This window comes from Cellulosimicrobium sp. RS (assembly GCF_046159675.1).
Classification (GTDB): domain Bacteria; phylum Actinomycetota; class Actinomycetes; order Actinomycetales; family Cellulomonadaceae; genus Cellulosimicrobium; species Cellulosimicrobium funkei.
In genome coordinates, this window is the sequence record NZ_JBJXVU010000005.1 from 138,495 (window position 1) to 160,920 (window position 22,426).

A 22,426-nucleotide genomic window follows, 5' to 3' on the forward strand; every position below is an offset into this window, starting at 1 on the left:
TCCGGAGATCTCGTCTCGTCTCCTCGCGCGGGCTTCGTCATGACCGCTCGGCCGTGATGCCGGGTCACGTCGGCCGGGTCAGCACCACGACGGCGACCCCCGCCGCGACGGCGAGGGGCGCGAGCACGAGGCCCTGGCGGATCACGTGCCACGCGGGCGGCGCCTCCTGCCCGAAGGTGTGACGGCGGTACTGCTGCCACCACAGCACGGTCGCGAGCGACGCCCAGGGCGTGATCAGCGGCCCGGCGTCGACCGCGACGAGCAGGGTCGCGAGCCGCTCGACGTCCTCGCCCGCCGCGGGGAGCAGCGCGAGGAACGCGGGCAGGTTGTTCACGAGGTTCGCCGCGACGACGCCCGTCGCGGCCAGGCGGGCGAGGTCGCCCGGCCCGGTCCCCGTGCCCGCGACGGCGGCGAGGAGGTCGCCGAGCCCGTGCGCGTGCCAGGTCTCCACGACCACGAACAGCGCCGCCACGACGAGCGCCGACCGCCACGGCAGCATCTCGCGCACCGGCACGAGCGGGCGCACGCGCCGCCACCACGTCGCGAGCGCGAGCACCGCCGCGCCCGCGAGCGCCGTCGGCGCGACGGGCAGCTCGAGCGCGAACGCGACCGCGAGGAGCACGACGACGGCCCCGGTGACGCGCAGGAGCACCCGGTCGGGCGGCGTCGGGCCGGGGCCCGCGAGGTCGAAGCGTCCCCGCAGGTGGCGACCGTGCAGCGCGAGCAGGACGACGACCGTCACCGCGAGGACCGCGAGCGCCGGCGCCCACATCACCCCGACGTACCCGGTGCCGAACCGGTCCGCCGCGAGCAGGTTGGTGAGGTTCGAGACCGGCAGGAGGAGCGACGCCGTGTTGGCGAGCGCGAGCACGGTGAGCGCGAGCGGCAGGGGCCTGGTGCCCGTGCGGCGGGCGAGGGCGAGCACGACGGGCGTGACGAGCACCGCCGTCGTGTCGAGCGACAGCACGACGGTGCTGGCCGTCGCGAGCAGGACGACGAGCACCCACAGCACGATCCGCCGACCTCGGGCGAGCCGCGCCGCCCGGGCGGCGACGGCGTCGAACAGGCCCGCGCCCGCGCACAGCTCCGCGACGACCGTGATGGCGAGGAGGAACACCAGGACCGGCCCGGTGCGCACGAGCAGGTCGCGCGCGTCCGCCGCGGGGAGCAGACCCGTCGCGGGGAGCGCGACGACGACCACCGCGGCGAGCAGCCACGGCGGCAGGCCACGGCGGCGTCGCCGGTGAGCCGTGCCCGCGGCGGCGCCGGAGTCCACGCCGACATCAGGGGGAGGCTCGGTCGTCACGGCGGTCACTGTACGACCGGTGCGCCACGCTCGGCGGTCCGGGGGCTCGTGCCCTCGCAGCCACGGGGGCGCGCTGCTCCGACCCGTGAGGCGTCGTTCACGGCGAGACCGAGGCGGTCGTCCGAGCAAGGACGGGGGTCAGCCGGACCGCTACTATCTGCGTATGCGTGAAGATACGAAGGCTTGCACCTTCGGCACCGAGAGCCCCTACGTCGAGCTCGCGGCCGAGGTGTTCTCGCTGCTCGCCGACGCGACGCGGGTCCGGATCGTCCTCGCCCTGCGAGACGCCGAGCTCCCCGTCAACGCCCTCGCCGAGGTGGTGGGCAAGTCACCGACCGCGGTCTCCCAGCACCTCGCGAAGCTCCGGTGGGGCCGGATCGTCCGTGCCCGGCAGGAGGGAAACCGCGTCTTCTACTCGCTCGTCGACGAGCACGCACGCACGCTCGTCACGCAGGCCGTCTTCCAGGCGCAGCACGCGGTGGACGACCACCCGCAGCATCACGCCGACGGTGCGCACCAGGCGGCGGAGAAGCCGGCCGCGGGCAGTGCGGACGAGGCCGCGCGGTGACGGCGCCGCGGCCGGCCGCCCTCGGCCACCCGCACGACCACGACCACGACCACGACCACGACCACGACCACGACCATCATCACGACGCGCACCCGACGGGCCTGCGCGGCTGGCTGCACGAGGTGTTCGTGCCGCACTCCCACGACGCGGCCGACTCGATCGACGACGAGCTCGTCGCCAGCGGCCAGGGCATCCGCGCGGTGAAGGTCTCGCTCGTGGTCCTCGGGCTCACTGCGCTCGCGCAGCTCGCCATCGTGGCGGTGAGCGGCTCGGTCGCCCTCCTCGCCGACACGGTGCACAACCTCTCCGACGCGCTCACGGCGGTGCCGCTGTGGATCGCGTTCGTGCTCGGTCGTCGTGCCGCGACGCGCCGGTACACCCACGGCTACGGCCGGGCCGAGGACCTCGCGGGCCTGTTCATCGTCGCGATGATCGCCCTCTCGGCCGTCGTCGCAGGCGTCGAGTCCGTGCGGCGCCTCGCCGACCCGCAGCCCGTGGAGAACCTCGGGTGGGTGGTCGCCGCGGGCGTCGTCGGGTTCGCCGGGAACGAGGCCGTCGCCGTCTACCGGATCCGCGTCGGGCGCCGCATCGGCTCCGCCGCGCTCGTCGCCGACGGCGTGCACGCGCGCACGGACGGGTTCACCTCGCTCGCGGTCGTGCTCGGCGCGCTCGGTGTCCTCGTCGGCGTCCCCCTCGCCGACCCCGCCGTCGGCCTGCTCATCACCGTCGCGATCCTCGTCCTCCTGTGGGGCACCGCGCGCGACGTCGGCCGTCGGCTGCTGGACGGCGTCGACCCCGCGCTCACGGACCGCGCCCGCCGCGCGCTCGACGCGGTGGACGGTCTGGACGGCGTGGACGACGTCCGTCTGCGCTGGGCAGGGCACCGGCTCACCGTGCAGGCGCGCGTCCTCGTCCCGCCCGAGACCTCGGTCGCCGTCGCCGACCGGACGTCGGCCCGCGCCGACGACGCGCTGCGGCACGTCCTGCCGTCGGTCGGGCGGGTCGACGTCGTGGTGGCCCCCTCCCCCTGAGCGCGCCCCGGCGGGCGAGGCGTGGGTGGTCGGCGCGAGGATGGGGCATGCTGCTCGCCGAGGTCGCCGCCACGTCCGACGCCGTCGCCGCCACGCGCTCGCGCCTCGCCAAGCGCGCGGCCATCGCCGACCTGCTGCGGCGCGTCGCGGACGGCGCCGAGGCCGGGAGCGCGGAGGTGGAGATCGCCGTCGCGTACCTCGCGGGCGAGCTGCGCCAGCGCCGCACCGGGCTCGGGTGGCGGTCGCTGCGCGACCTCCCCGCGCCCGCGGAGGAGCCCGGTCTCACGCTGACCGACGTCGACGCCGCGTTCGCCCGCATGGCGGACCTCTCCGGCCCCGGGTCGTCGACCGCGCGCCAGGCCGAGGCGGCCGCCCTGTTCGGCGCCGCGACGGCGCGCGAGCAGTCGCTCCTCGCCGGGCTCGTCTCGGGCGAGCTGCGCCAGGGCGCGCTCGACTCCGTGGTGGTCGACGCCGTCGCCGAGGCTGCGGGCGTCCCCGCCGACGCGGTGCGGCGCGCGGTCATGCTCGCGGGCGCGACCGGGCCGGTCGCCCGCGCGGCGCTCACCGCGGGCGGCCCGGAGGCCGCGACGGAGGCGCTCGCGGCGTTCCGGCTCACCGTCGGCCGCCCGGTGCGGCCGATGCTCGCGCAGTCCGCACCCGACGTCGGCGCCGCGCTCGACAAGCTCGGGGCCGCGCCGGGCGGCGAGGACGCGTCAGGCACCGCCGTCGCCGTGGACGTCAAGCTCGACGGCATCCGCATCCAGGTGCACCGCGACGGCGACGACGTGCGCGTCTTCACGCGCTCCCTCGACAACATCACCGAGCGCGTCCCCGAGATCGTCGCGGCCGTGCGGGCGCTCCCCGCCCGGGCGCTCGTCCTCGACGGGGAGGCGCTCGTCGTCGGGCCCGACGGCGTCCCCCGCCCGTTCCAGGAGACCGCCGCCCGCTCCGCGACCCAGGGCGAGCGCAGCGCCGCCGAGGAGGCCGAGCTCGCGGCCTCGCTCGAGCTCTCCCCGTTCTTCTTCGACGTGCTCCACACCGACGGCCGCGACCTGCTGGACGAGCCGCTGCGCGACCGGCTCGCGGTGCTCGACGACCTGCTCGCCGACGCCGCCGAGCCGCTCGTCGTGCGGCGCCTCGTGACCGACGACGCCGCGGCCGCGACCGCGTTCTTCGACACCGCCGTCGCGGAGGGCCAGGAGGGCGTCGTCGTGAAGTCGCTCGACGCGCCCTACGCGGCCGGGCGGCGTGGTGCGGGCTGGGTGAAGGTCAAGCCGCGGCACACGCTCGACCTCGTCGTGCTCGCCGTCGAGCGGGGCTCCGGCCGGCGCAGCGGGTGGTTGTCGAACATCTGGCTCGGCGCGCGCGACCCCGAGGGCGGGTTCGTCATGCTCGGCAAGACGTTCAAGGGCATGACCGACGAGATGCTCGCGTGGCAGACGCAGCGTTTCCGCGAGCTCCAGACCTCCGACGAGGGGTATGTCGTGCACGTGCGCCCCGAGCAGGTCGTCGAGATCGCGTTCGACGGCCTCCAGCGCTCGACCCGCTACCCCGGTGGGCTCGCGCTGCGCTTCGCGCGCGTCGTCCGGTACCGCGACGACAAGACGGCGGCCGAGGCCGACACGATCGACACGGTCCGCGCGCTCGCGCGCCCCCTCGGGGGCGGCGCGACGGACGGGCCTGACGCGGAGGGCTGAGCGGGCGGCGCGTCGAGCGCGTCAGGAAGTCGTCGGCGGTGGGTGCATCCGCGGGCGGCGGTCCGGGTGAAGGAGAGGTGGACGCCGTCCGGCGTCCGACGGCGCACCGCCGTCCCGTGCACGACGAAGGGACTCGACGATGAACCTCCGACGCACGCTCACCGCGGCGGGAGCCGCGCTCCTCGCCCTGACCGCCGCGGCCGCACCGGCCGTCGCGGCACCCGCCCCCACGACGGCGCCGCCGTCGGGCACCGCGAGCCTCGCCTCCGTGCTCGCGGCCGACGGCGACACGTTCGACCGCAACTGGTACGACTTCGACATCGTCGACCAGGCCGTGGCCGCGGTCCTCGCCGCCAAGCCGGACAGCCCCGTGGCGGTCCTGGCCGACGGCACGGTGCCGCTCACCGCGTTCCTGCCGAACGACCGGGCGTTCCAGCTCCTCGCGTTCGACCTCACGCACCGCTGGCAGCCCACGGAGGAGCGCGTGCTCACCTCGCTCGCCGGGGCGGTCGGCATCGACGCGATCGAGCAGGTGCTGCTCTACCACGTCGTCCCCGGCGCGACGATCGACTCCGGCACCGCGCTGCGGTCCGACGACGCCGTCCTCACCACGGCGCAGGGCGCGACGTTCCGGGTCGACGTGCTGAGCAAGCGCCTCGCCCTGGTCCGCCTCGTCGACCAGGACCGCAACGACGTCGACCCGTTCCTCGTGAAGAGCAAGCTCGACCTCAACAAGGGCAACGTCCAGATCGCGCACGGCATCAGCGCGGTGCTGCGGCCCCAGAACCTCTGACCGGTCCCCCGTGCCCGGCCCCGCACCCGCGGGGCCGGGCACTTTTTTTGATGCGTGTGCATCCAGATCCGCACCTGCGGGGGAAGAGGGGGTGTCAGCAGATCGAGCGCCCGGGACGGACCGGGCTCGACCACCGGAGGACACCATGCACCGCACCGCACGACGCACCGCCGCGCTCGCGGGCGCAGCGACCCTCGTCGCGCTGGGGGCCGTCGCGCTCCCCGCCCAGGCCGCCACCGACGACGGCGCCTCGCTCTCCGTCCTGCACGGCGTGCCGGACACGCCCGTGGACGTCTGGGTGAACGACGAGCTCACCCTCGACGACTTCCAGCCCGGCGACCTCGCGGGTCCGCTCGATCTCCCCGCCGGGACGTACACGGTCGCGATCACGGCGCCCGACGCGACCGACACGAGCTCCCCGGTCATCGGCCCGGTCGACCTCCAGCTCGCGGGCGGCACGAGCTACACCGCCGTCGCGCACCTCGACGCGGGCGGGCAGCCGACCGCGACGCTCTTCACGAACGACACGAAGCCCACGGCCGCGGGCCAGGGCCGGCTCACCGTGCGCCACGTCGCCGCGGCGCCCGCGGTCGACGTCCTCGCGGGCGGGGAGGCGGTCGTGACCGGCCTGGAGAACCCGAAGGAGGCCGTGCTCGACCTGCCGGCCGGCACGATCTCGGCGACCGTCGCCGCCGCGGGCACCACGGAGCCCGTGCTCGGCCCGGCCGACCTCACGGTCGCCGAGGGCGTCAACACCATCGCCTACGCGTGGGGCAGCCTCGAGGACGGCAACCTCGCCCTCGCGACCCAGACGGTCGAGGGCCTGCACTCGTCGCCGTCGGGCGTCCCGGCCGGGCTCTCGGGCCTCGCGGCCGACGCGCCGAGCAGCACCGCCACGGGCGTCGCCATCGCGTTCGGTGCGTCGCTGTTCGGCCTGCTGCTCGTCGCGGCCACCTTCATGCTGGCGCGCGCGTGGCGCCAGCAGCACGCGGCCCACGCCGTCCGGAGCGACCGGACGGCATGACGCAGCGCACGACCGCCGGTCCCGCGCGCCCCGCCCGGGGCGCGCGGGCCGGCCTCCGGACCCTCCTGGGGGCGGTGCTCGTCACCGCAGCGGTCGTCGGCGGATGCTCCCTGCCGTCCGCCGACGGGTCTGCCGACGGACTCGGACCGTCGGCCGACCCCCTCCCCACCCCGGCCCCCCACCAGGGCGGGGAGGCGACCGCGGGGACGCCCGGGCCGGCCCGGGACGCACCGGTGCCGGTGCGCCCGGCCCGGGACGTCCCGGCTCCCCCGCCGCCGGCACCCGCACGGGTCGTCGTCGGTGACCTCGGGATCGACCTGCCCGTCGAGCCGGCCGGCGTCGACCCCGAGGGGCGCATGGCGCTGCCGGGCTCCGGCGACGTCGCCGCGTGGTACCGGTTCGGACCGGCCCCGGCGAGCCCCACCGGGACGACCCTGGTCGCGGCCCACGTGGACGACCCGGACGGCGTCGGGCCGTTCGCGCGGCTCCGCGAGATCACGACGGGCGCGAGCGTCGACGTCGTCGACGCGACGGGCACCTCGTACACCTACACAGTGACCGACATCAGGAGCATCGCGAAGCCCGACGTCCCGCTCGACGCGCTGTTCGACCGTGACGGCGAGCGCCGCCTCGTCCTCGTGACGTGCGGCGGCCGCTGGGACGCCGAACGACGCTCGTACTCGGACAACGTCGTCGTGACCGCGGTCCCGTCGCGGTGACGGCCCGCACGGGCGCTACGATCGCTGCTACCCGCTCGCCGCTGCCGCCCGGGTGGTCGGCACCGACCCTCGAGGACCCGCCCTGAACGTGACCGAGACCGGGACCACCGACCCGGACCTGTGGCGCCTCGGCCGCGACTTCGCCGACGGCGACGAGCAGGCGCTCGCCGAGGCCTACCGGCGCTGGTCAGCGCTCGTGCACACGATCGCGCTGCGCTCGCTCGGCACGCGCGCCGACGCCGAGGACGTCACCCAGCAGGTGTTCGTCGCGGCGTGGCGCGGCCGGGGCCGGTTCGACCCCGACCGGGCCCGGCTCCCGGCCTGGCTCGTCGGGATCACGCGGCACACGGTGGCCGACGCGCACGAGGCCCGGTCGCGGGTCCGCCGGTCGGAGGAGGCCGCGGCCACGACCGCCCCGGACCCGGGCCGCGCGGCGAGCGAGGACAGCGACGTCGGACGCGTCGCCGACCGCGTGCTCCTCACCGAGGAGCTGCGACGGCTCGGCGACCCGGGGCGGACGATCCTGGAGCTCGCGTTCTTCCGCGACCTGACGCACGTGCAGATCGCCGAGGAGCTCGGCCTGCCGCTGGGTACGGTCAAGAGCCACGTACGACGAAGCCTGATCCGGCTGCGCGACCGATTGGAGGTGGACGGTGCAGCACATCGATGACGAGACCCTCGCGCTCCTCGCGCTCGGCGAGGACGTGCTCGACGACGACGCGCGCGCGCACCTGTCCTCCTGCCCGGAGTGCGCCGACGCCGTCGCCCGGCTCGCGCGCGTCGTCGACGCGTTCGACGGCGCGGACCCGGCGGACGAGCTCGTCGCCCCCGACGCCGCGGTGTGGTCGCGGGTCCAGGCCGAGCTCGGCCTGACGAGCGCCGCCGCTCCGCCCGTCGTCGCCCCTAGGGCGGTCACCGACGCTCCGGCCGCGACGACGCTCCCGCGGGACACGGCCGAGCCCAGGACGGAGGACGGCGGCGCGACCGGCACGGCCGTCGTCGTGCCGCTCGCGTCGCGGCGCCGACGGGTCTGGGTCCCGGTCGCGGCGGCGGCTGCGGCCGCGCTCGTCGTCGGCGGCGTGGGCGGCGTCCTCTGGGAGCGCCGCGAGGTCGAGCCGCCCGAGACGACGGTCGCGAGCGCGACGCTCGACCCGCTGCCCGACTGGCAGGGCGCGAGCGGCGACGCGCGCGTCGAGGAGCGGCCCGACGGGCGGCGCCAGGTCGTCGTGACGGTCGACGCGCCGGTGCCCGACGGCACGTACCGCGAGGTGTGGCTGCTCGCGGAGGACCTCAGCGGCCTCGTGAGCCTCGGCGTGCTCGACGGCACGGAGGGTCGCTTCGACGTGCCCGACGGCCTGGACCTCGCCGAGTTCCCGGTGGTCGACGTCTCCGAGGAGCACTTCGACGGCGACCCGTCCCACTCGGGCGACTCGGTCGTGCGGGGACCGCTCGACGTCTAGGCGCACGGTCGTCTCGGCGGGACCCGCACTCACGCCCGCGCATACTCCGCGAGCGTGACGCCGGAGCGGAACGTCTGCGTGCCCGTCGATCTCCAGGAGAGGGGCGCGTAGTCCCGCTCGCCGAACAGCGGGACGCCGGCGCCGAGCATCACCGGGTTCACCTTGAGCGCGAGCCGGTCGATCTCGTCGACGAGCACGGCGGCGAGCGCTCCCCCGCCGCACAGCCAGATCCCCTGGCCGTCCTCCCGCTTGAGCGCGCGGACCGTCTCGACCGGGTCGGCGCCGGTGAACAGCACCCCCTCGCTCCCCTCGGGCGCCTCGTGCGTGCGGGTGAAGACGATCTGTCGCAGGTGCCGGTAGGGGTTCGGCAGGTGGTGGTCGGGGAGGCCGACGGCGTAGGTGTTCCAGCCCATGAGGACGGTGTCGAAGGGGCCGTCGGCGACCGGGAGCCCCGCGGCCTCGGCCAGGTCCGTCGGCGCCGTGCCGCGGTACCGGGACCAGATGGGCGCCATGTGGTCGCCCTCGGCGAGGAAGGCGTCGAACTCGCCTCCCGGCCCGGCGATGTACCCGTCGAGGCTCACGGCGACGTAGTAGGTCAGCTCGCGCATCATGTCTCCTGACAACTACAGATGAAGTGGTTGCCGGTGAGACTACAACAGGTGCAGTGGTTGCGATAGCCTCGGCGCATGGCGAAGAACACCGCACGGCGCAGCGCCCTGGCGGACGCCGGGATCGCCGTGCTCGCCCGCGAGGGGTCGCGCGGCCTGACGCACCGCGCGATCGACGACGAGGCCGGGGTCCCGACGGGCACGACGTCGAACTACTTCCGGAGCCGAGACGCCCTCGTCGCAGGGCTCTTCGAGCGCATCGGGGAGCGGCTCGCGCCGACACCCGAGGACCTCGCCCGACGCGCGGCCCAGACGCCCGACCGCGCGCTGTTCGCGGACTACCTCCGCGACATCGTGCGCCGGTTGTCGACCGACGCCGACGTCACCCGAGCCCTGTTCGAGCTGCGGCTCGAGTCCGGCCGTCGGGGCGAGCTCGCGGCCGTGCTCGGCCCGTGGCTGCGCGCGGGATTCGAGGCCGACGTCGCGTTCAACCGGTCGGCCGGCCTGCCCGGCGGACGCCGGGAGATCGCCCTGTTCCACTACGCGATCGACGGGCTGCTCCTCGACCGTCTCACCACGCCGATCGACCCCGACATCCCGACCGACGACGTCGTCGACGCGCTCGTGGCGGGGTTGCTCCCGGAGCGCTGAGCGGCCTCACGCCCGCCCCCGAACGGCCGCTCCTACGACGCGCGGCGCTCGTCGAGCCGGTCGAGCCAGCCGCGGACCGGCCCGAGCGAGACCAGGCCCGACCCGGCCCCGGCGAGCTCGTCGGGGGTGCGGGCGAGCGCGCGTCGGGCCTGCCCGGCGAGCGCTCGGTCCCCGAGCCGCAGGGCGGTCTCCGCGCGCAGCGCCCACAGCAGCTCGCGCAGGTGGTCGGCGGGCGGCTCGGGCGCCGCGAGCGCGAGCTGTGCGGCGGCGTCGGGGTCGCCCGCGTCGAGCACGAGCAGCGGCTCCGCCCACGGGGCGTACGGGCCGAGGTCGGCGATCTCGATCCCGGCGAGCGGGCGCCCGTGCCGCACGCGCACGGTGAGGAGCGCGAGCGGGAGCAGCCCGTCGCGCACGCCGGGCATGCGCACCCCGGCGAGCCGGTCGTCGGCGGCGCGGTACGCGCGCGCCGCGGCGTCGGGCGGGGCGGTCTCGGCGTCGCGCATCGCCCGGTACCAGGCGGTGAGCATCGGGACCACGGGCGACTCGTAGCCCGCGGCGACTTCCTCGGCCGCGGCGGCGTGGGCGTCGGCGTCGGGGAACCGGCCCGCGGCCGCCGCCGCCTGCATCCGGACGAGGTGGCCGAGGATCGCGAAGGTCGGGAGGTCGTGGTCCTCCGCCAGGGCGACCAGCTCGGCGCCGGTCCGGTCCCGCTCGGGACCGGCGCCCGGCCGCTGGAAGGACTGGAGGAACCGCGCGTTGAGCGCGAGCGCGAGCGTCGCCGGGTCGCCGAGGTCGCGCGCGATCCCGACGGCGTCCTCCGCCGCGGCCCACGCCCACGCGTCGCGCGTCCCGCGGTGCTCGATGCCGACCACCGCGAGCAGACGCGCCCGCAGCACCGGGGGCGCGTCCGGGCCGAGGCGCCCGAGGGTCCGCCGCGCGACGCCGACGAGCGCGTCGGCCGCCGCCGGGTCGTCGCTCCGGGTCCAGACGGCCGGGACGTCGTACGCGGTGACGGTCCGCGCGGCGAGCACCGGGTCGCCGGTCGCCTCGGCCGCGAGCGCCGCGGCGACGCGCTGCTCCTGCGCGGTCGCGAGGTGGTCGCCCCCGGCGACGGCGAGCGTGCGCGCGACGTCGACCGTGGACCGCAGGTGCGTGCGCGAGCCGGTGGGGGCCGTGACGGCGAGGCGCGGCCCCGGCGTCGGGCCGTCGAGCGACGCCGCGTGGCCGAGCACGTCGCGCTCGAGCCGGACGAGCTCGGGGCCCGGGTCGAGGCCGAGCTCGTCGGCGAGCCGGCGGCGCGCGCGCCGCAGGACGTCGAGCGCGTCGGCCTGCCGCCCGTCGCGGTACAGCGCGAGCGCGAGCAGCGCCCACGCGTGCTCGCGCCACGGGTGCGCGGCGGCGTGCGCGTCGAGCACGACGACCGCCTCCGCGGCCCGGCCCTCGCCGAGCAGCGCGTCCGCGAGCAGCTCGACGGCGCGCGCGTGCACCTCGACGAGGTGCCGGCGCTCGGCCCGCACCCACTCCCGGTCCGGCAGGTCGGCGTACGGCTCGCCGCGCCAGGCGGCGACGGCGTCCGCCAGCGCGCGCGTCGTGCCCGACGCCGCGTCCCCGGCCCCGGGAGACGCGCTCGCCCGGGCGACGGCCGCCTCCAGGCGCGCCGCGTCGAGCGCGTCGTCCGGGAGCCGCAGCGCGTAGCCGCCGTGCGCGGTGACGAGGACGCGCGGGGGCGTGCGCGGCGCGCGCCCGGGCTCCAGGCGCCGCCGCAGGTCGCCGACGAACGTCGCGAGCGCGCCGCGCCGGTCGCCCGTCCCCGCGCCGGGCTCGTCCCAGAGGTCGTCGGCGAGGCGGTCGAACGGCACCGGGCGCCCGCGCGCGGCGGCGAGGCGCGCGAGGAGCTCGCGCTGGCGCGGTCCGCCGGGGTCGACGTCCGCGCCGTCGCGCAGCACGCGGACCGGCCCGAGCACCTCGACGCGCAGCTCCACCACCCCGCCATTCTCGCCGCGCCGGGGCACTGATCGGACGGCACGGATCGGGCGGCACTGATCGGACGCTGATCCGCCGCCCGGAGGATGGCGACGAACCGACCGGGCACGACCCCGGCACGGCCGAGAACCGCCCCGAGAGAGGACACCCCATGCACATCCCCGGCTTCGAGACCCGCACCGTCGAGGTCGCGCCCGGCGTCGCGCTGCGCGCCGAGACCGCGGGCGAGGGCACGCCCGTCGTGCTCCTGCACGGCTTCCCGCAGACGCGCCACATGTGGCGGCACGTCGCGACCGACCTCGCGCGCGACCACCGCGTCGTCGTGCCCGACCTGCGCGGCTACGGCGAGAGCGCGAAGCCCGCCGCCACGACGCCCGACGTCTACGCCAAGCGCACCATGGCCGCCGACGTCGTCGCGCTGGCCGACGCGCTCGACGTCGACCGGTTCGTCCTCGTGGGCCACGACCGCGGCGCGCTCGTCGCGTTCCGCGCGGCGCTCGACCACCCCGACCGCGTGAGCCACCTCGGCATCCTCGACGTGGTGCCCACGCTCGACACGTGGGGAGTGCTGCACGGCGTGGACGCCGCCGTCGCGTTCCACCTGTACCTCATGGCGCAGCCCCCGGGCCTGCCGGAGACGATGATCCGCAACAGCGCCGACGCGTTCTTCGGGTCCTTCCTCGACGCGTGGACGCAGGACCCGGCCGCGATCCCCGCCGACGTGCGCGCGCACTACCTCGCGTCGAGCCGCGACGCGGTCGACTCGATCGTGGCCGACTACCGCGCGACCGCGACGATCGACGTCGAGCACGACCAGGCGTCGCTCGACGCGGGCGACCGGCTCGCGATGCCCGTCGCCGTGGTGCAGCAGGACTGGGGCGCGCAGCTCGGGTACGACGCCGCGGGCGTCTGGCGGCGCTGGGCGCCCGACCTCGAGCACCTCACGACGACGGCGGGCCACTTCATGGCCGAGGAGGCGCCCGGCGACGTCGCCGCGGTCGTCCGGGCGCTCGCGCGGCGCTGACCGCCCGGCCCGCCGCCTACCGCAGGAGGGACACGACGCGCCGGGCCCGGTCCGGGCTCGGCGTGGTGCCCTCCTCGACGACCCGCCGGGCGAGCTCCCGCAGACGCACGTTGCGGTCGTTCGAGACGCGCTTGAGGAGCCCGAACGCCTGCTCCGTCCCCACCCCGAGCGCGGCGGCGACGACGCCCTTGGCCTGCTCGATCGGTCCGCGGCTGCGGGCCGCGGCCGCGATGTCGCGCTCGGCCTGCTGCTCCGCCCGGTCCCGGACGGCGACCGTCACGTCGACGAAGCTGCCCATCAGCTCGACGACCCGGCCGGTGTCCCGGTCGCGACGGCCGTGCCCGACGAGCACGAGGACCCGCTCCGCGCCGCGCGCGTCCATGATGCGGTGCATGCTCGAGAACGGCTCCCCGTCGACGCGGGCCCGCTCCAGCAGGTCGCGGACGCGGTCGCGGTCGTCGGGGTGCTTGTGGGCGAGCACGAGCGACGTCGTGGGCACGACCTCCCCGGGCTCGAAGCCGTGGAGGCGGTACGTCTCCGGCGACCACCACCAGACGTCGGTCGCGAGGTCGACCCGGAACTGCCCGGGCGTCGTGCCGTCGCCGAGCGAGACAGGGTGCAGCGCTGCGGGGTTCTCCACGGACATGGGTCGTCTCCGTCGTCGTTCAGCGGGGTGGTGAGCCAGGTCCAGACTCGACTCCGGGACTCTAGCCCGGTGGCGGTTTCCTGCAACCGGTCCGGGAGCTGCCCGGACCGGGAGCGCCGCGGGGCCGTCCGCGCACCGCCGACGAGCGAGCGCGGGGAGCGCTGTCAGACTGACCGTGCACGAGGTAGGGAGGCACACCGTGGGCGCCGCGCCGGATCTGCTGGAGCTGCTCTCGCGCGCCCTCTCCCGGGCCGACCGCAGCCTGCCCCTCGCCACGCGGCTGTGCCAGGCGTCCGCGACCGTCCTCGGAGCCCGGAGCGCGGCGCTGACGGTCGCGCCGACGGCGGACGACCGGCTCACCGTGTCCACGGCGGACGGCCTCGCGGCCCGGATCGAGGGGCTGGGCGAGGTGATCGGGGAGGGCCCGGTCCAGCGCGCCCTCTCGGAGGACCACATCGTCGTCAGCGGGGCCGACGAGGGCCGCGACGAGCACGACTTCCCCGTCTTCTCCCACGCGGTCGAGGCGATCACGGGCCCGGGCGCGTACCACGCCGTGCCGATGCACGCGGGAGGGCGGGTCGTCGGCGTGCTGAGCCTCGTCACCTCCTCCCGGACGCTGGCGCGGGGACCGGAGGACGTGCAGCTCCTCGCCGACACCGTCGGGCTCTCCCTGCTGGGCGACCTGGACTCGTTGGACTGGGCGCCCCGCGCGGAGGTCCACCAGGCGACCGGCATGGTCACCGCCCAGCTCCGCATCCCGCCCGGCGACGCGCTCGCGGTGCTCCGGGCGCACGCCTACGCCCGGTCCACGACGCTCGACGACGTCGCCGAGGAGGTCGTCACGAGGCGGCTCAGCTTCGCCTACGACGAGGAGCACGCCGTCCAGACGCTCCGGACCGACGACGGCTGACCTCAGGCTCTCGACAGCCGCACAGGCCCCGCGCCACCGGTCGCCGTAGGCTCGACGACGTCCCGACCGCCACCCGCCCACCCCGAGGAGCCCCCGTGCGCGCGACCGTCATCCACGCCCCGTACGACGTCCGCGTGGAGCAGCGCGACGACCCGCGCCTGCTCGCGCCGACCGACGCGATCGTGCGCGTCGAGGCCGCGTGCGTGTGCGGGTCGGACCTGTGGACGTACCGCGGCGTCAACCGGGTCGAGCACCCCGTCGCGATGGGGCACGAGTACGTGGGCACCGTTGAGGAGGTCGGCGCGGACGTCCGGACCGTGCGCCCGGGACAGCTCGTCGTCGGGTCGTTCTTCGCGTCCGACAACACGTGCCCGATCTGCCGGGCCGGGTACCAGACGTCGTGCGTGCACCGGGAGCCCGTGCGCGGCGCCCAGGCCGAGCTGCTGCGCGTCCCGCTCGCGGACGGGACGCTCGTCGCGACGCCGGAACGCCCCGACGACGACCTCCTGCCCGGGCTGCTCACGGCGTCGGACGTGCTGGGGACCGGCTGGTTCGGCGCCCGGGCGGCCGAGGCCGGCCCGGGGAAGACGGTCGTCGTGGTGGGCGACGGCGCCGTCGGGCTGCTCGCGGTCCTCGCCGCCGCGCAGCTCGGCGCCGAGCAGGTGATCGCGATGAGCCGGCACGCGCCGCGCCAGGAGCTCGCGCGCGCGTTCGGCGCGACGGAGGTCGTCGCGGAGCGGGGCGACGAGGGCGTGGAGCGGGTCCGCGAGCTGACCGACGGGCTCGGCGCGCACAGCGTCGTCGAGGCGGTGGGCACGCCGGACTCCATGAGCCAGGCGCTCGGTGCCGTCCGTGCGGGCGGGCACGTCGGGGTCGTCGGGCTGCCGCACGGCGTCGACCTCCCGGCGGTCGACATGTTCTACCGGCACGTGCACTGGTCCGGCGGCCCTGCGCCCGTGCGCCGGTACCTGCCCGAGCTGCTCGACCTCGTGCTGGAGCGGCGCATCGACCCCGCGCGCGTGTTCGACCTCGAGCTCTCGCTCGACGACGCGGCCGAGGGCTACGCCGCGATGGACGAGCGGCGCGCGATCAAGGCGCTGCTGCGCCCCTGACCGCGGCCGACCGCGGCTGCTAGGGTGCCCGCGTACCGCATCGCGTGGCGGCCTTCCCAGCTCATCCTTTTGCCTGGAGACAGCCGCATGTCTGCACGTCCCCGTGTCCGGACCTTCCGTCGCGACGACCGCGACCAGCTCACGGACCTCGTCAACTCCCACCTCTCCGCCGTCGTGCCGGGCGCGCGGCTCTCGGTCAACAGCGTGCTCGGGAGCCTGGAGCGCCAGCCCGACGAGCACGTCGTCGACCCGTGGGTCGTCGAGCGCGCGACGTTCGTCGTCGAGTCCCGGCACCGGGTCGTGGGCGCCGCGCACCTGCACCGGTTCACGGCCGGGCCGGAGGCGAGCGACGACTACCGCGACGCCGGCCTCGTGCAGTGGCTCCTCCTCACGCCGCCCGACGACGAGGACCCGGAGCAGTCCGCCGAGGCCCGCGCGGCCGCGGACGCGCTGACGGCCGCGTGCCACGCACAGCTCGCGGCGTGGCAGGTGCGCGTCGCGTACGCGGACGGGCAGCTGCCGTTCGCGGGCGTCTACGGGGTGCCGGAGCAGTGGCCGCACGTCCGCGAGGCCCTGGAGCGCGCGGGCTTCCGTCCCGGAGAGCACGCCGAGACGGTGCTGCTCGCCCCGACCTCGGCGCTCCCCCGCGCCGTCCCCGTGCCGGACGACGTCGCCCTGCGGCGCACGCTCGGCCCCGGCGGGGGCGTGCGGTTCACCGCGCACCGCGGCACGGAGACGGCCGCGTACGTCGAGCTCGACACGACCCTCGGCCGCGCCGAGCGACAGGCCGCGACGGGAGGCACCGCCGAGCTGGTGGACCTCGCGCCCGGCCCGGGGGCCGACGACGCCCTGCTGGCCGGGGTGCTGGCCGAGGCCCGGGCGTGGCTCGAGCTCGCCGGGGTGCACCGTGTCCTGGTCGGCACGGACGCGACGGACCACGAGGAGATCGCCCAGCTGCGCGCCTGGGGGTTCCGCGAGCTGACGACCGTGAGCCGCGGCTGGCGGCTGGAGAGGTCGAATGTGGTACGTTAGTACCAGAGTTGCGTCGAGGTAGCTCTGCGGACGAGGGAGCAGTACCCGCACGGACAAGACTGACTCAGGAGGGTTACTTGTCATGGCTTGGCTCGTCCTGGTCCTCTCGGGCCTGCTCGAGGCAGTGTGGGCCACCGCACTCGGAGCGTCGGAGAACTTCCGCCGGTGGCGCCCGACCGTCGTCTTCTTCGTCGCCATGTCGCTGAGCATGGTCGGTCTCGCCTGGGCGATGACCACGCTCCCCACCGGCACCGCGTACGCGGTGTGGGTCGGGATCGGCGCGACGCTGACCGTCGTCTGGGGCTTCGTCACGGGCAAGGAGCGCGCCACCGTGGCGCGCGTCGGCCTGCTCGTGCTGCTCGTCGGCTCCGTCATCGGGCTCAAGGCGGTGAGCTGACCGTGCCGTGGATCATCCTGCTCGTCAGCGCCGTCTTCGAGGCCGTCTGGGCGACGGCGCTCGGCACGTCCGACGGGCTGTCCGTCCTCGGGCCGTCCGTCGTCTTCTTCGTCGCGCTCGCGCTGAGCATGCTCGGCCTCGGCTGGGCGACCAAGCACATCCCGATCGGCACCGCGTACGCGGTGTGGGTCGGGGTCGGCGCGGCGCTCACCGTCACCTACGCCATCCTCACGGGCGACGAGTCCGTGAGCGTGGGCAAGGTGGTCTTCATCGCCGGGATCATCGCGGCGGTGGTGGGCCTCAAGCTCGTGCCGTCGCGCCCGGGGCGGGCGGCCGAGAGGGCTTCCGGCCCGGCGGCCGACGCGTCGGCCGACTCCGCGCAGGCGCCCGCGGGAACGGCCCCGGACCGCCCGTAGCGCGGCGTCGAACCGCTCCGCCGCGCCCCTGAGCACGCGATTCGTCGCCCGGGGGCGCGGTGCGGGAGCATGTGCGCCGGGGCGACGGGGTCATGCAGCGGCCCGGACGCCGCCCTCGAGGCCGCAAGGAGCAGAAGTGAACGGTTCGGCCGACGCCGCCCTCTCGACGTGGGTGCCCTCTCCCGGCGCCGTCGCCGCCGGGGAGTTTCGGTACTACCCGGAGGAGGACCGGTGGTGGTGGTCGGACCCGCTCCTCGAGCTCTTCGGCTACTCCCCCGGTGAGGTCGTCCCCACGACGGAGCTGCTCCTGTGGCACCACCGGGCCACGGGCAAGGACCGTGCGCAGACGCTCACCGCCATCGCGCGCGCCGTGTCCGGCGAGGCGCCGGTGCAGGTGCAGGTCATGCGGGACGCGAGGGGCCGGGAGTGCGCGGTCATCGTGCTCGTGGACGTCGCCTGGACCGACCCGACCGGCGTACCCGTCGCCCGGGGCGTCGTGCTCGACGTGACGAGCGTCGTCGGCGTCGGCGCACGGGCCCAGGCGAACGAGCAGATCGGCCTGTGGGCACAGTCCCGCGCCGCGATCGAGCAGGCCAAGGGCATCATCGCGCTCGCCTACCGCGTCACCCCCGACGCCGCGTTCGCGTCGCTCCGTCGCTCGTCGAGCCTCGCCAACGTCAAGGTGCGCGACATCGCCGAGTCGGTCGTCGCCGTCGCGCAGGACCTGCCGGCCGGGGCCGACCCGCGACCGGCGCTCGACCGCGTGCTCGCGGGCGTCCAGGCCGCCTGACCGCCGGCCCGTCCGGGTGCGGGCCTCCCGGAGCAGCGGCACCATCGCTGACGTGGGACGTCGTGCGCGCATCACCCGGTCCGGGGCCGCGCTCGGGCTGCTGCTCGGGCTCGCGCTCGGCACGACGGTGGGCTGCACGGCGAGCCGGCAGGAGCCGGGCCAGGCGACGGCCGCCGTCGCCGACGCGGTCGCCCAGGCGGGGTCCGCGGTCGAGACGACGCGGCTCACCGTGCGGCTGCTCGACGCCGACCGTGTGACGACCCCCGTGGCGGACGCCGCCGTGCTCGACCAGGTCCGGGTCCTCGAGGAGTCCACGACCGCCCTGACCACGCTCGTCCCGCCCGACGACGTCTCCTCCGCGCAGCGCGACGCGGGGCTCGCGGCCGTCGCCGACGCGACGGCCGAGGTCGTCACCGCGCGCGCCTGGGTCGCGCGCGAGGCGGGCGGCGACCTGTCGGCCGCCGGGGCGGTGCCGCTCACGGCGTCCGAGCTCGAGGCCGACCTCGCGCGCGCGGCCGACGACCTCGACACGGTGCTCGTCCTGGCGGGTGGCGCGTGAAGCAGCTCCTCGGTGTCGCGCTCGGCATCCTCACGGCGATCGGCGGGTTCGTCGACATCGGCGACCTCGTCACGAACGCCGTCGTGGGGTCGCGGTTCGGGCTGTCGCTCGTGTGGGTCGTGGTCGTGGGCGTCGTCGGGATCTGCCTGTTCGCGTCGATGTCGGGCCGCGTCGCGGCGGTGAGCGGTCGCGCGACGTTCGAGATCATCCGCGAGCGCCTCGGCCCCCGGGCGGCGGGCGCGAACCTCGCGGCGTCGTTCGCGATCAACCTCCTCACGCTCACCGCGGAGATCGGCGGCATCGCGCTCGCGCTGCACCTCGCGAGCAGCGTCGAGCCGCGCCTGTGGATGCCGGTCGCGGCGCTCGCCGTCTGGCTCGTGCTGTGGCGCGTGAAGTTCCAGGTCATGGAGAACGTCGCGGGCCTGCTCGGGCTGCTGCTCGTCGGGTTCGGCGTCGCGCTGTTCCTGCTGGGGCCGGACTGGGGCGAGCTGCTGCGCCAGGCGGTGCCGCCGTCGCCCCCGGAGACGGAGCACGTCGCGACGTACTGGTACTACGCCGTCGCGCTCTTCGGCGCCGCGATGACGCCGTACGAGGTGTTCTTCTTCTCGTCCGGGGCCGTCGAGGAGGGCTGGACCGCGAAGGACCTCGCGCAGAACCGCGTCAACGTGCTCGTCGGGTTCCCCCTCGGCGGGCTCCTGTCGGTGGCGATCGCCGCGTGCGCGGCCGTCGTGCTGCTGCCCGCAGGCATCGAGGTGTCGTCGCTGTCGCAGATCGTGCTGCCCGTCGCCGAGGCCGGGGGGACGCTGCTGCTCGCCGTGGTGATCGTCGGGATCGTCGCGGCGACGTTCGGCGCCGCGCTCGAGACGGCCCTGTCGAGCGGGTACACGCTCGCGCAGTACCTCGGCTGGTCGTGGGGGAAGTTCCGCCGCCCGGCGCGCGCCGTGCGCTTCCACCTGACGATGGTCGTCGCGCTGCTGCTCGCGGTGGCGATCCTCATGACGAGCGTCGACCCGGTGGCGGTCACCGAGATGTCCGTCGTGTTCTCCGCGGTCGCGCTGCCCCTCACGTACGTGCCGATCCTCCTCGTAGCCAACGACCCGGAGTACATGGGCGAGCACGTCAACGGGCGCGTGACCAACGCCCTCGGCATGGTGTACCTGGTGATCGTCGTCGTCGCGGCGGTGGCGGCGATCCCCCTGATGATCGCGACGGGAGCAGGGTCATGAGCCGGGACACCACCGCGCCGACGGGGGTGCGCGTCGTGGACGCGCGCCTGCACCTGCTGAGCCGTCAGGTGCTCGACGTCGACGGCGAGCCGGTCACCACCGTCGACGACCTCGAGCTCGTCGCCTCCGCCGCCGCGGACGACGCCGCGCCGGACCGCTCGCCGGACGACGGCCCGCGGGACGCGGTGCCCGGCGAGCCGGCGGAGGTCGGCGCGGTCCTCACCGGGCCGGTGCTCGTGACGCGCCTCCTCGGCGGCCGCCCGCCCGCGTCGCGCTGGGAGCGCGTGCCGTGGTCCGACGTCGGGCACGTGGGCACGGCGCTCGAGCTCACCGTCCGCGCGGACTCGCTCGACCTGCACTGGACCGAGGACTGGCTGCGCGAGCACGTGGTCGGCCGCATCCCGGGCGGCCGGCACGACCCCGAGGAGGAGTCGTGATCCTCGGCGACCTGCTCGACGCGCGCGTCCTCGGGCCCGGCGGGGAGGACCTCGGGTTCCTCGTCGACGTGCGCCTCGCCCTCGACACGCTGCCCGACGACGGCCCGCCCGCGGGCCGGGCCGACCCCGACGACGCGCACCCCGAGGACCGCGCGCTGAGCGATCAGGTGCGACGGCGCAGCCGCGTCGGGCGCGCGCGGGTCGTCGGGATCCTCGTGAGCCCGCGGACCGGGACCTCGTTTCTCGGGTACGAGCGCACGGGCGTCACGGCGCCGTGGCCCGTGCCGCAGCTCGTGCGGCGTCGGCACCGCGGCACGTTCCTCGTGCCGTGGGACGACGTCGCCGCCGTCGGGCAGGGCGAGGTCCGGCTCGCGCGCGGCTACCGGCAGGAGGACGCCGCCCTCCCCTGACGCCGTCGCGCGTTGCGAGCGGCGCGCGTCCCCGTGACGCTGGACGGGACGGTGGAGCCAGCCGCCGCCGGCCGTCCCGGGCGGCACGACCGCCCGGCGCCACGGGAGGACCCCATGAAGGCGCTGTTCGTCAGCTGCACGCTCAAGAGCTCTCCGGAGCCGTCCAACACCGAGGCGCTCGGGCGCGTGGTCGCCGAGGCGCTCCAGGACCGCGGGGTCGAGGTCGAGCACGTCCGCCTCGTCGACCTCGCCGTGCCGCCCGGCGTCGTCACCGACGTCGGGGAGGGCGACGAGTGGCCCCGCGTGCACGAGCGGCTGGTCGCGTCGGAGATCCTCGTGGTCCTCACGCCCACGTGGCTCGGGCGCCCGTCGTCGCTCGCCCAGCGCATGCTCGAGCGCATGGACGCGATGATCTCCGAGGAAGGGCCCGACGGGATCCCGGTCGCGTACAACCGGGTCGCGGGGGTCGTGGTCACGGGCAACGAGGACGGCGCGCACCACGTCATCTCGGAGGTGAGCGGCGCCCTCGCGGACATCGGCTACACGATCCCGGGGCAGGCGTGGACCTACTGGAACCAGGGCCCGGGGCCCGGGCCGGACTACGTCCAGACCGGCCACGGGCACGAGTGGGCGCGCGAGACCGGGCGCCTCATGGCGCACAACCTGCACGCCGTCGCGTCGGCGCTCGCGGCGCACCCCGTCCCCGCTCCCGGCTCCTGACCGACGACCGCTACGCCTCCGCGATCCGCTTGATCGCCGCGAGCCGGCGGTCCCACGCCGCGCCGATGGCCTCGAGGGCGCGCGCGGTCTCGCCGAGCCGCGTCCCGACGGCCCGGTGCCGGACCTCGCGCCCGACGCGCACCGACTCGACGAGCCCGACCTCCGCGAGCACGGCGAGGTGCTTCGCGATGGCCTGCCGGCTCACGGGGAGCCGCTCGGCGAGCGCGGACGCCGAGAGGTCCGCGCTGCCGAGCTCCTGGAGGATCCGCCACCGGGTGTCTTCCGCGAGCGCGGAGAACACGGGGGCGAGCTCCGTCGCCGCTGCGCTCACGCGGGCCCGCCCTCGCCCGCGAGAGCGCCCTCGAGGAGCTCGACGAGCTCGTCGAGCTCGCTCGTCCACCCTTGCCGGTGGCTCTCGAGCAGCGCCTCGGGGTCGGCGGTGCGCTCGAACCCGGTCTCGACGACGCGCAGGACGGTCGTCGGGCCCTGCGGCTCGAGCGTGAAGCGCGCGACGGTCGACGTCGTCTCGTCCAGGGGCTGCCCCACCGGGGTCCCCCACCGGAAGGCGAACGTCGTCGTGGGGTCGTACTCCTCGATCCGCACCTGGACGTCGGGGACGTCGGGCCAGCTGAACACGCCCTCGCCGCCGACGCGCAGGTCGGGCAGGGACGTGCGCTGACCGAACCAGCGGCTGATGAGGTCCTCCTGGGTGAGCGCCGCCCAGACGCGGGCGGCCGGGGCGTCGATCGTCACGGTCCGGGTGACGGTGTACGACGCCGTGTCGACGACGGCCGGCTCGTTGGTGGTGGTCATGGTGCGTCCTCTCCGTGGGGAAGGTCTCGCTGTGCAACTCCACAGTTGCACAGTGCTCCATCGAGCGCAACCCCCTGGTTGCACCGGCACGGGC

General features: G+C 76.0%; 27 protein-coding genes. 21 read left to right on the plus strand and 6 right to left on the minus strand.

Annotated elements, in window-relative coordinates; genetic code table 11:
- Positions 1 to 64 precede the first annotated feature (64 nt).
- Positions 65 to 1,306, minus strand: coding sequence for an SLC13 family permease (locus ACI769_RS09685; RefSeq protein ID WP_409141523.1), 1,242 nt, complete (start codon positions 1,304 to 1,306; stop codon positions 65 to 67).
- Between the two features lie 163 nt (positions 1,307 to 1,469).
- Here ACI769_RS09685 and ACI769_RS09690 point away from each other — a divergent pair, with 163 nt between their 5' ends.
- From ACI769_RS09690 to ACI769_RS09725, 8 genes are all read left to right on the plus strand, one after another.
- The gene (locus ACI769_RS09690) at positions 1,470 to 1,874 is read left to right on the plus strand and encodes a metalloregulator ArsR/SmtB family transcription factor (protein ID WP_363372256.1); all 405 of its coding nucleotides are present in this window, start codon (positions 1,470 to 1,472) and stop codon (positions 1,872 to 1,874) included.
- Positions 1,871 to 2,905 carry a cation diffusion facilitator family transporter gene (locus tag ACI769_RS09695; protein ID WP_409141524.1) on the plus strand — a complete coding sequence of 345 codons (1,035 nt, stop codon included), beginning with the start codon at positions 1,871 to 1,873 and terminating at the stop codon, positions 2,903 to 2,905. The genes ACI769_RS09690 and ACI769_RS09695 overlap by 4 nt, the downstream gene beginning before the upstream one ends.
- Before the next feature lie 47 nt (positions 2,906 to 2,952).
- Positions 2,953 to 4,602 (plus strand): ATP-dependent DNA ligase, encoded by a 1,650-nt coding sequence (locus ACI769_RS09700; RefSeq protein WP_409141525.1) that lies wholly within the window; start codon positions 2,953 to 2,955, stop codon positions 4,600 to 4,602.
- A 139-nt stretch (positions 4,603 to 4,741) separates the two neighbouring features.
- Positions 4,742 to 5,395: a fasciclin domain-containing protein gene (locus tag ACI769_RS09705; protein ID WP_114553975.1), complete on the plus strand. Its 654-nt coding sequence runs from the start codon at positions 4,742 to 4,744 to the stop codon at positions 5,393 to 5,395.
- Positions 5,396 to 5,540: 145 nt separating this feature from the next.
- A complete protein-coding gene (locus tag ACI769_RS09710) occupies positions 5,541 to 6,419 on the plus strand; it encodes a DUF4397 domain-containing protein (RefSeq protein WP_085386999.1) in 879 nt (292 codons plus the stop codon).
- Positions 6,416 to 7,138 carry a class F sortase gene (locus ACI769_RS09715; protein ID WP_391513212.1) on the plus strand — a complete coding sequence of 241 codons (723 nt, stop codon included), beginning with the start codon at positions 6,416 to 6,418 and terminating at the stop codon, positions 7,136 to 7,138. Before ACI769_RS09710 ends, ACI769_RS09715 begins: the two co-directional genes overlap by 4 nt.
- 88 nt (positions 7,139 to 7,226) lie before the next feature.
- Entirely contained in the window at positions 7,227 to 7,808 is a 582-nt protein-coding gene (locus ACI769_RS09720; RefSeq protein ID WP_222123622.1) for an RNA polymerase sigma factor, read from the plus strand.
- Entirely contained in the window at positions 7,792 to 8,598 is an 807-nt protein-coding gene (locus tag ACI769_RS09725; protein ID WP_391513214.1) for an anti-sigma factor domain-containing protein, read from the plus strand. The genes ACI769_RS09720 and ACI769_RS09725 overlap by 17 nt, the downstream gene beginning before the upstream one ends.
- 29 nt (positions 8,599 to 8,627) lie before the next feature.
- Here the strand turns inward: ACI769_RS09725 and ACI769_RS09730 are convergent, their stop codons facing one another.
- On the minus strand, positions 8,628 to 9,206 hold the full coding sequence (locus ACI769_RS09730) for a dihydrofolate reductase family protein (protein WP_043652905.1): 579 nt from the start codon (positions 9,204 to 9,206) through the stop codon (positions 8,628 to 8,630).
- A gap of 78 nt (positions 9,207 to 9,284) precedes the next feature.
- On the opposite strand from ACI769_RS09730, the gene ACI769_RS09735 reads away from it, so the two are divergent.
- Positions 9,285 to 9,857 carry a TetR/AcrR family transcriptional regulator gene (locus ACI769_RS09735; RefSeq protein WP_043652855.1) on the plus strand — a complete coding sequence of 191 codons (573 nt, stop codon included), beginning with the start codon at positions 9,285 to 9,287 and terminating at the stop codon, positions 9,855 to 9,857.
- Positions 9,858 to 9,889: 32 nt separating this feature from the next.
- Here the strand turns inward: ACI769_RS09735 and ACI769_RS09740 are convergent, their stop codons facing one another.
- Positions 9,890 to 11,842: a BTAD domain-containing putative transcriptional regulator gene (locus tag ACI769_RS09740; protein WP_409141526.1), complete on the minus strand. Its 1,953-nt coding sequence runs from the start codon at positions 11,840 to 11,842 to the stop codon at positions 9,890 to 9,892.
- 149 nt (positions 11,843 to 11,991) lie between these two features.
- On the opposite strand from ACI769_RS09740, the gene ACI769_RS09745 reads away from it, so the two are divergent.
- Entirely contained in the window at positions 11,992 to 12,864 is an 873-nt protein-coding gene (locus ACI769_RS09745; protein ID WP_409141527.1) for an alpha/beta fold hydrolase, read from the plus strand.
- Positions 12,865 to 12,880: 16 nt separating this feature from the next.
- On the opposite strand, the gene ACI769_RS09750 is transcribed toward ACI769_RS09745, so the two are convergent.
- A complete protein-coding gene (locus ACI769_RS09750) occupies positions 12,881 to 13,510 on the minus strand; it encodes a PAS and ANTAR domain-containing protein (RefSeq protein WP_137281332.1) in 630 nt (209 codons plus the stop codon).
- A gap of 199 nt (positions 13,511 to 13,709) precedes the next feature.
- On the opposite strand from ACI769_RS09750, the gene ACI769_RS09755 reads away from it, so the two are divergent.
- The 11 genes from ACI769_RS09755 to ACI769_RS09805 all read left to right on the plus strand — a co-directional run bounded on the left by ACI769_RS09755 (position 13,710) and on the right by ACI769_RS09805 (position 21,519).
- The gene (locus ACI769_RS09755; protein ID WP_171468603.1) at positions 13,710 to 14,420 is read left to right on the plus strand and encodes a GAF and ANTAR domain-containing protein; all 711 of its coding nucleotides are present in this window, start codon (positions 13,710 to 13,712) and stop codon (positions 14,418 to 14,420) included.
- Positions 14,421 to 14,515: 95 nt separating this feature from the next.
- Entirely contained in the window at positions 14,516 to 15,532 is a 1,017-nt protein-coding gene (locus ACI769_RS09760; protein WP_076404211.1) for a zinc-binding dehydrogenase, read from the plus strand.
- A gap of 87 nt (positions 15,533 to 15,619) precedes the next feature.
- Positions 15,620 to 16,564 (plus strand): hypothetical protein, encoded by a 945-nt coding sequence (locus tag ACI769_RS09765; RefSeq protein WP_085386992.1) that lies wholly within the window; start codon positions 15,620 to 15,622, stop codon positions 16,562 to 16,564.
- A gap of 82 nt (positions 16,565 to 16,646) precedes the next feature.
- A complete protein-coding gene (locus tag ACI769_RS09770; protein ID WP_021482216.1) occupies positions 16,647 to 16,961 on the plus strand; it encodes a multidrug efflux SMR transporter in 315 nt (104 codons plus the stop codon).
- A 2-nt stretch (positions 16,962 to 16,963) separates the two neighbouring features.
- The gene (locus tag ACI769_RS09775; RefSeq protein WP_209829288.1) at positions 16,964 to 17,377 is read left to right on the plus strand and encodes a multidrug efflux SMR transporter; all 414 of its coding nucleotides are present in this window, start codon (positions 16,964 to 16,966) and stop codon (positions 17,375 to 17,377) included.
- Between the two features lie 136 nt (positions 17,378 to 17,513).
- On the plus strand, positions 17,514 to 18,167 hold the full coding sequence (locus ACI769_RS09780; RefSeq protein WP_051028361.1) for an ANTAR domain-containing protein: 654 nt from the start codon (positions 17,514 to 17,516) through the stop codon (positions 18,165 to 18,167).
- A 52-nt stretch (positions 18,168 to 18,219) separates the two neighbouring features.
- Positions 18,220 to 18,726, plus strand: coding sequence for a hypothetical protein (locus ACI769_RS09785; RefSeq protein WP_409141528.1), 507 nt, complete (start codon positions 18,220 to 18,222; stop codon positions 18,724 to 18,726).
- Complete coding sequence (locus ACI769_RS09790; RefSeq protein ID WP_085386991.1) at positions 18,723 to 19,952, plus strand: NRAMP family divalent metal transporter; 1,230 nt, start codon at positions 18,723 to 18,725, stop codon at positions 19,950 to 19,952. The genes ACI769_RS09785 and ACI769_RS09790 overlap by 4 nt, the downstream gene beginning before the upstream one ends.
- Positions 19,949 to 20,389 (plus strand): hypothetical protein, encoded by a 441-nt coding sequence (locus tag ACI769_RS09795; RefSeq protein ID WP_171468608.1) that lies wholly within the window; start codon positions 19,949 to 19,951, stop codon positions 20,387 to 20,389. The genes ACI769_RS09790 and ACI769_RS09795 overlap by 4 nt, the downstream gene beginning before the upstream one ends.
- Positions 20,386 to 20,799: a PRC-barrel domain containing protein gene (locus tag ACI769_RS09800; RefSeq protein ID WP_409141529.1), complete on the plus strand. Its 414-nt coding sequence runs from the start codon at positions 20,386 to 20,388 to the stop codon at positions 20,797 to 20,799. The genes ACI769_RS09795 and ACI769_RS09800 overlap by 4 nt, the downstream gene beginning before the upstream one ends.
- Before the next feature lie 114 nt (positions 20,800 to 20,913).
- Positions 20,914 to 21,519 (plus strand): flavodoxin family protein, encoded by a 606-nt coding sequence (locus ACI769_RS09805; protein ID WP_034652636.1) that lies wholly within the window; start codon positions 20,914 to 20,916, stop codon positions 21,517 to 21,519.
- A gap of 10 nt (positions 21,520 to 21,529) precedes the next feature.
- Here ACI769_RS09805 and ACI769_RS09810 read toward each other — a convergent pair whose 3' ends face one another.
- Complete coding sequence (locus ACI769_RS09810) at positions 21,530 to 21,850, minus strand: ArsR/SmtB family transcription factor (RefSeq protein WP_409141530.1); 321 nt, start codon at positions 21,848 to 21,850, stop codon at positions 21,530 to 21,532.
- Entirely contained in the window at positions 21,847 to 22,332 is a 486-nt protein-coding gene (locus ACI769_RS09815) for an SRPBCC domain-containing protein (protein ID WP_409141531.1), read from the minus strand. Before ACI769_RS09815 ends, ACI769_RS09810 begins: the two co-directional genes overlap by 4 nt.
- Positions 22,333 to 22,426: the final 94 nt, after the last annotated feature.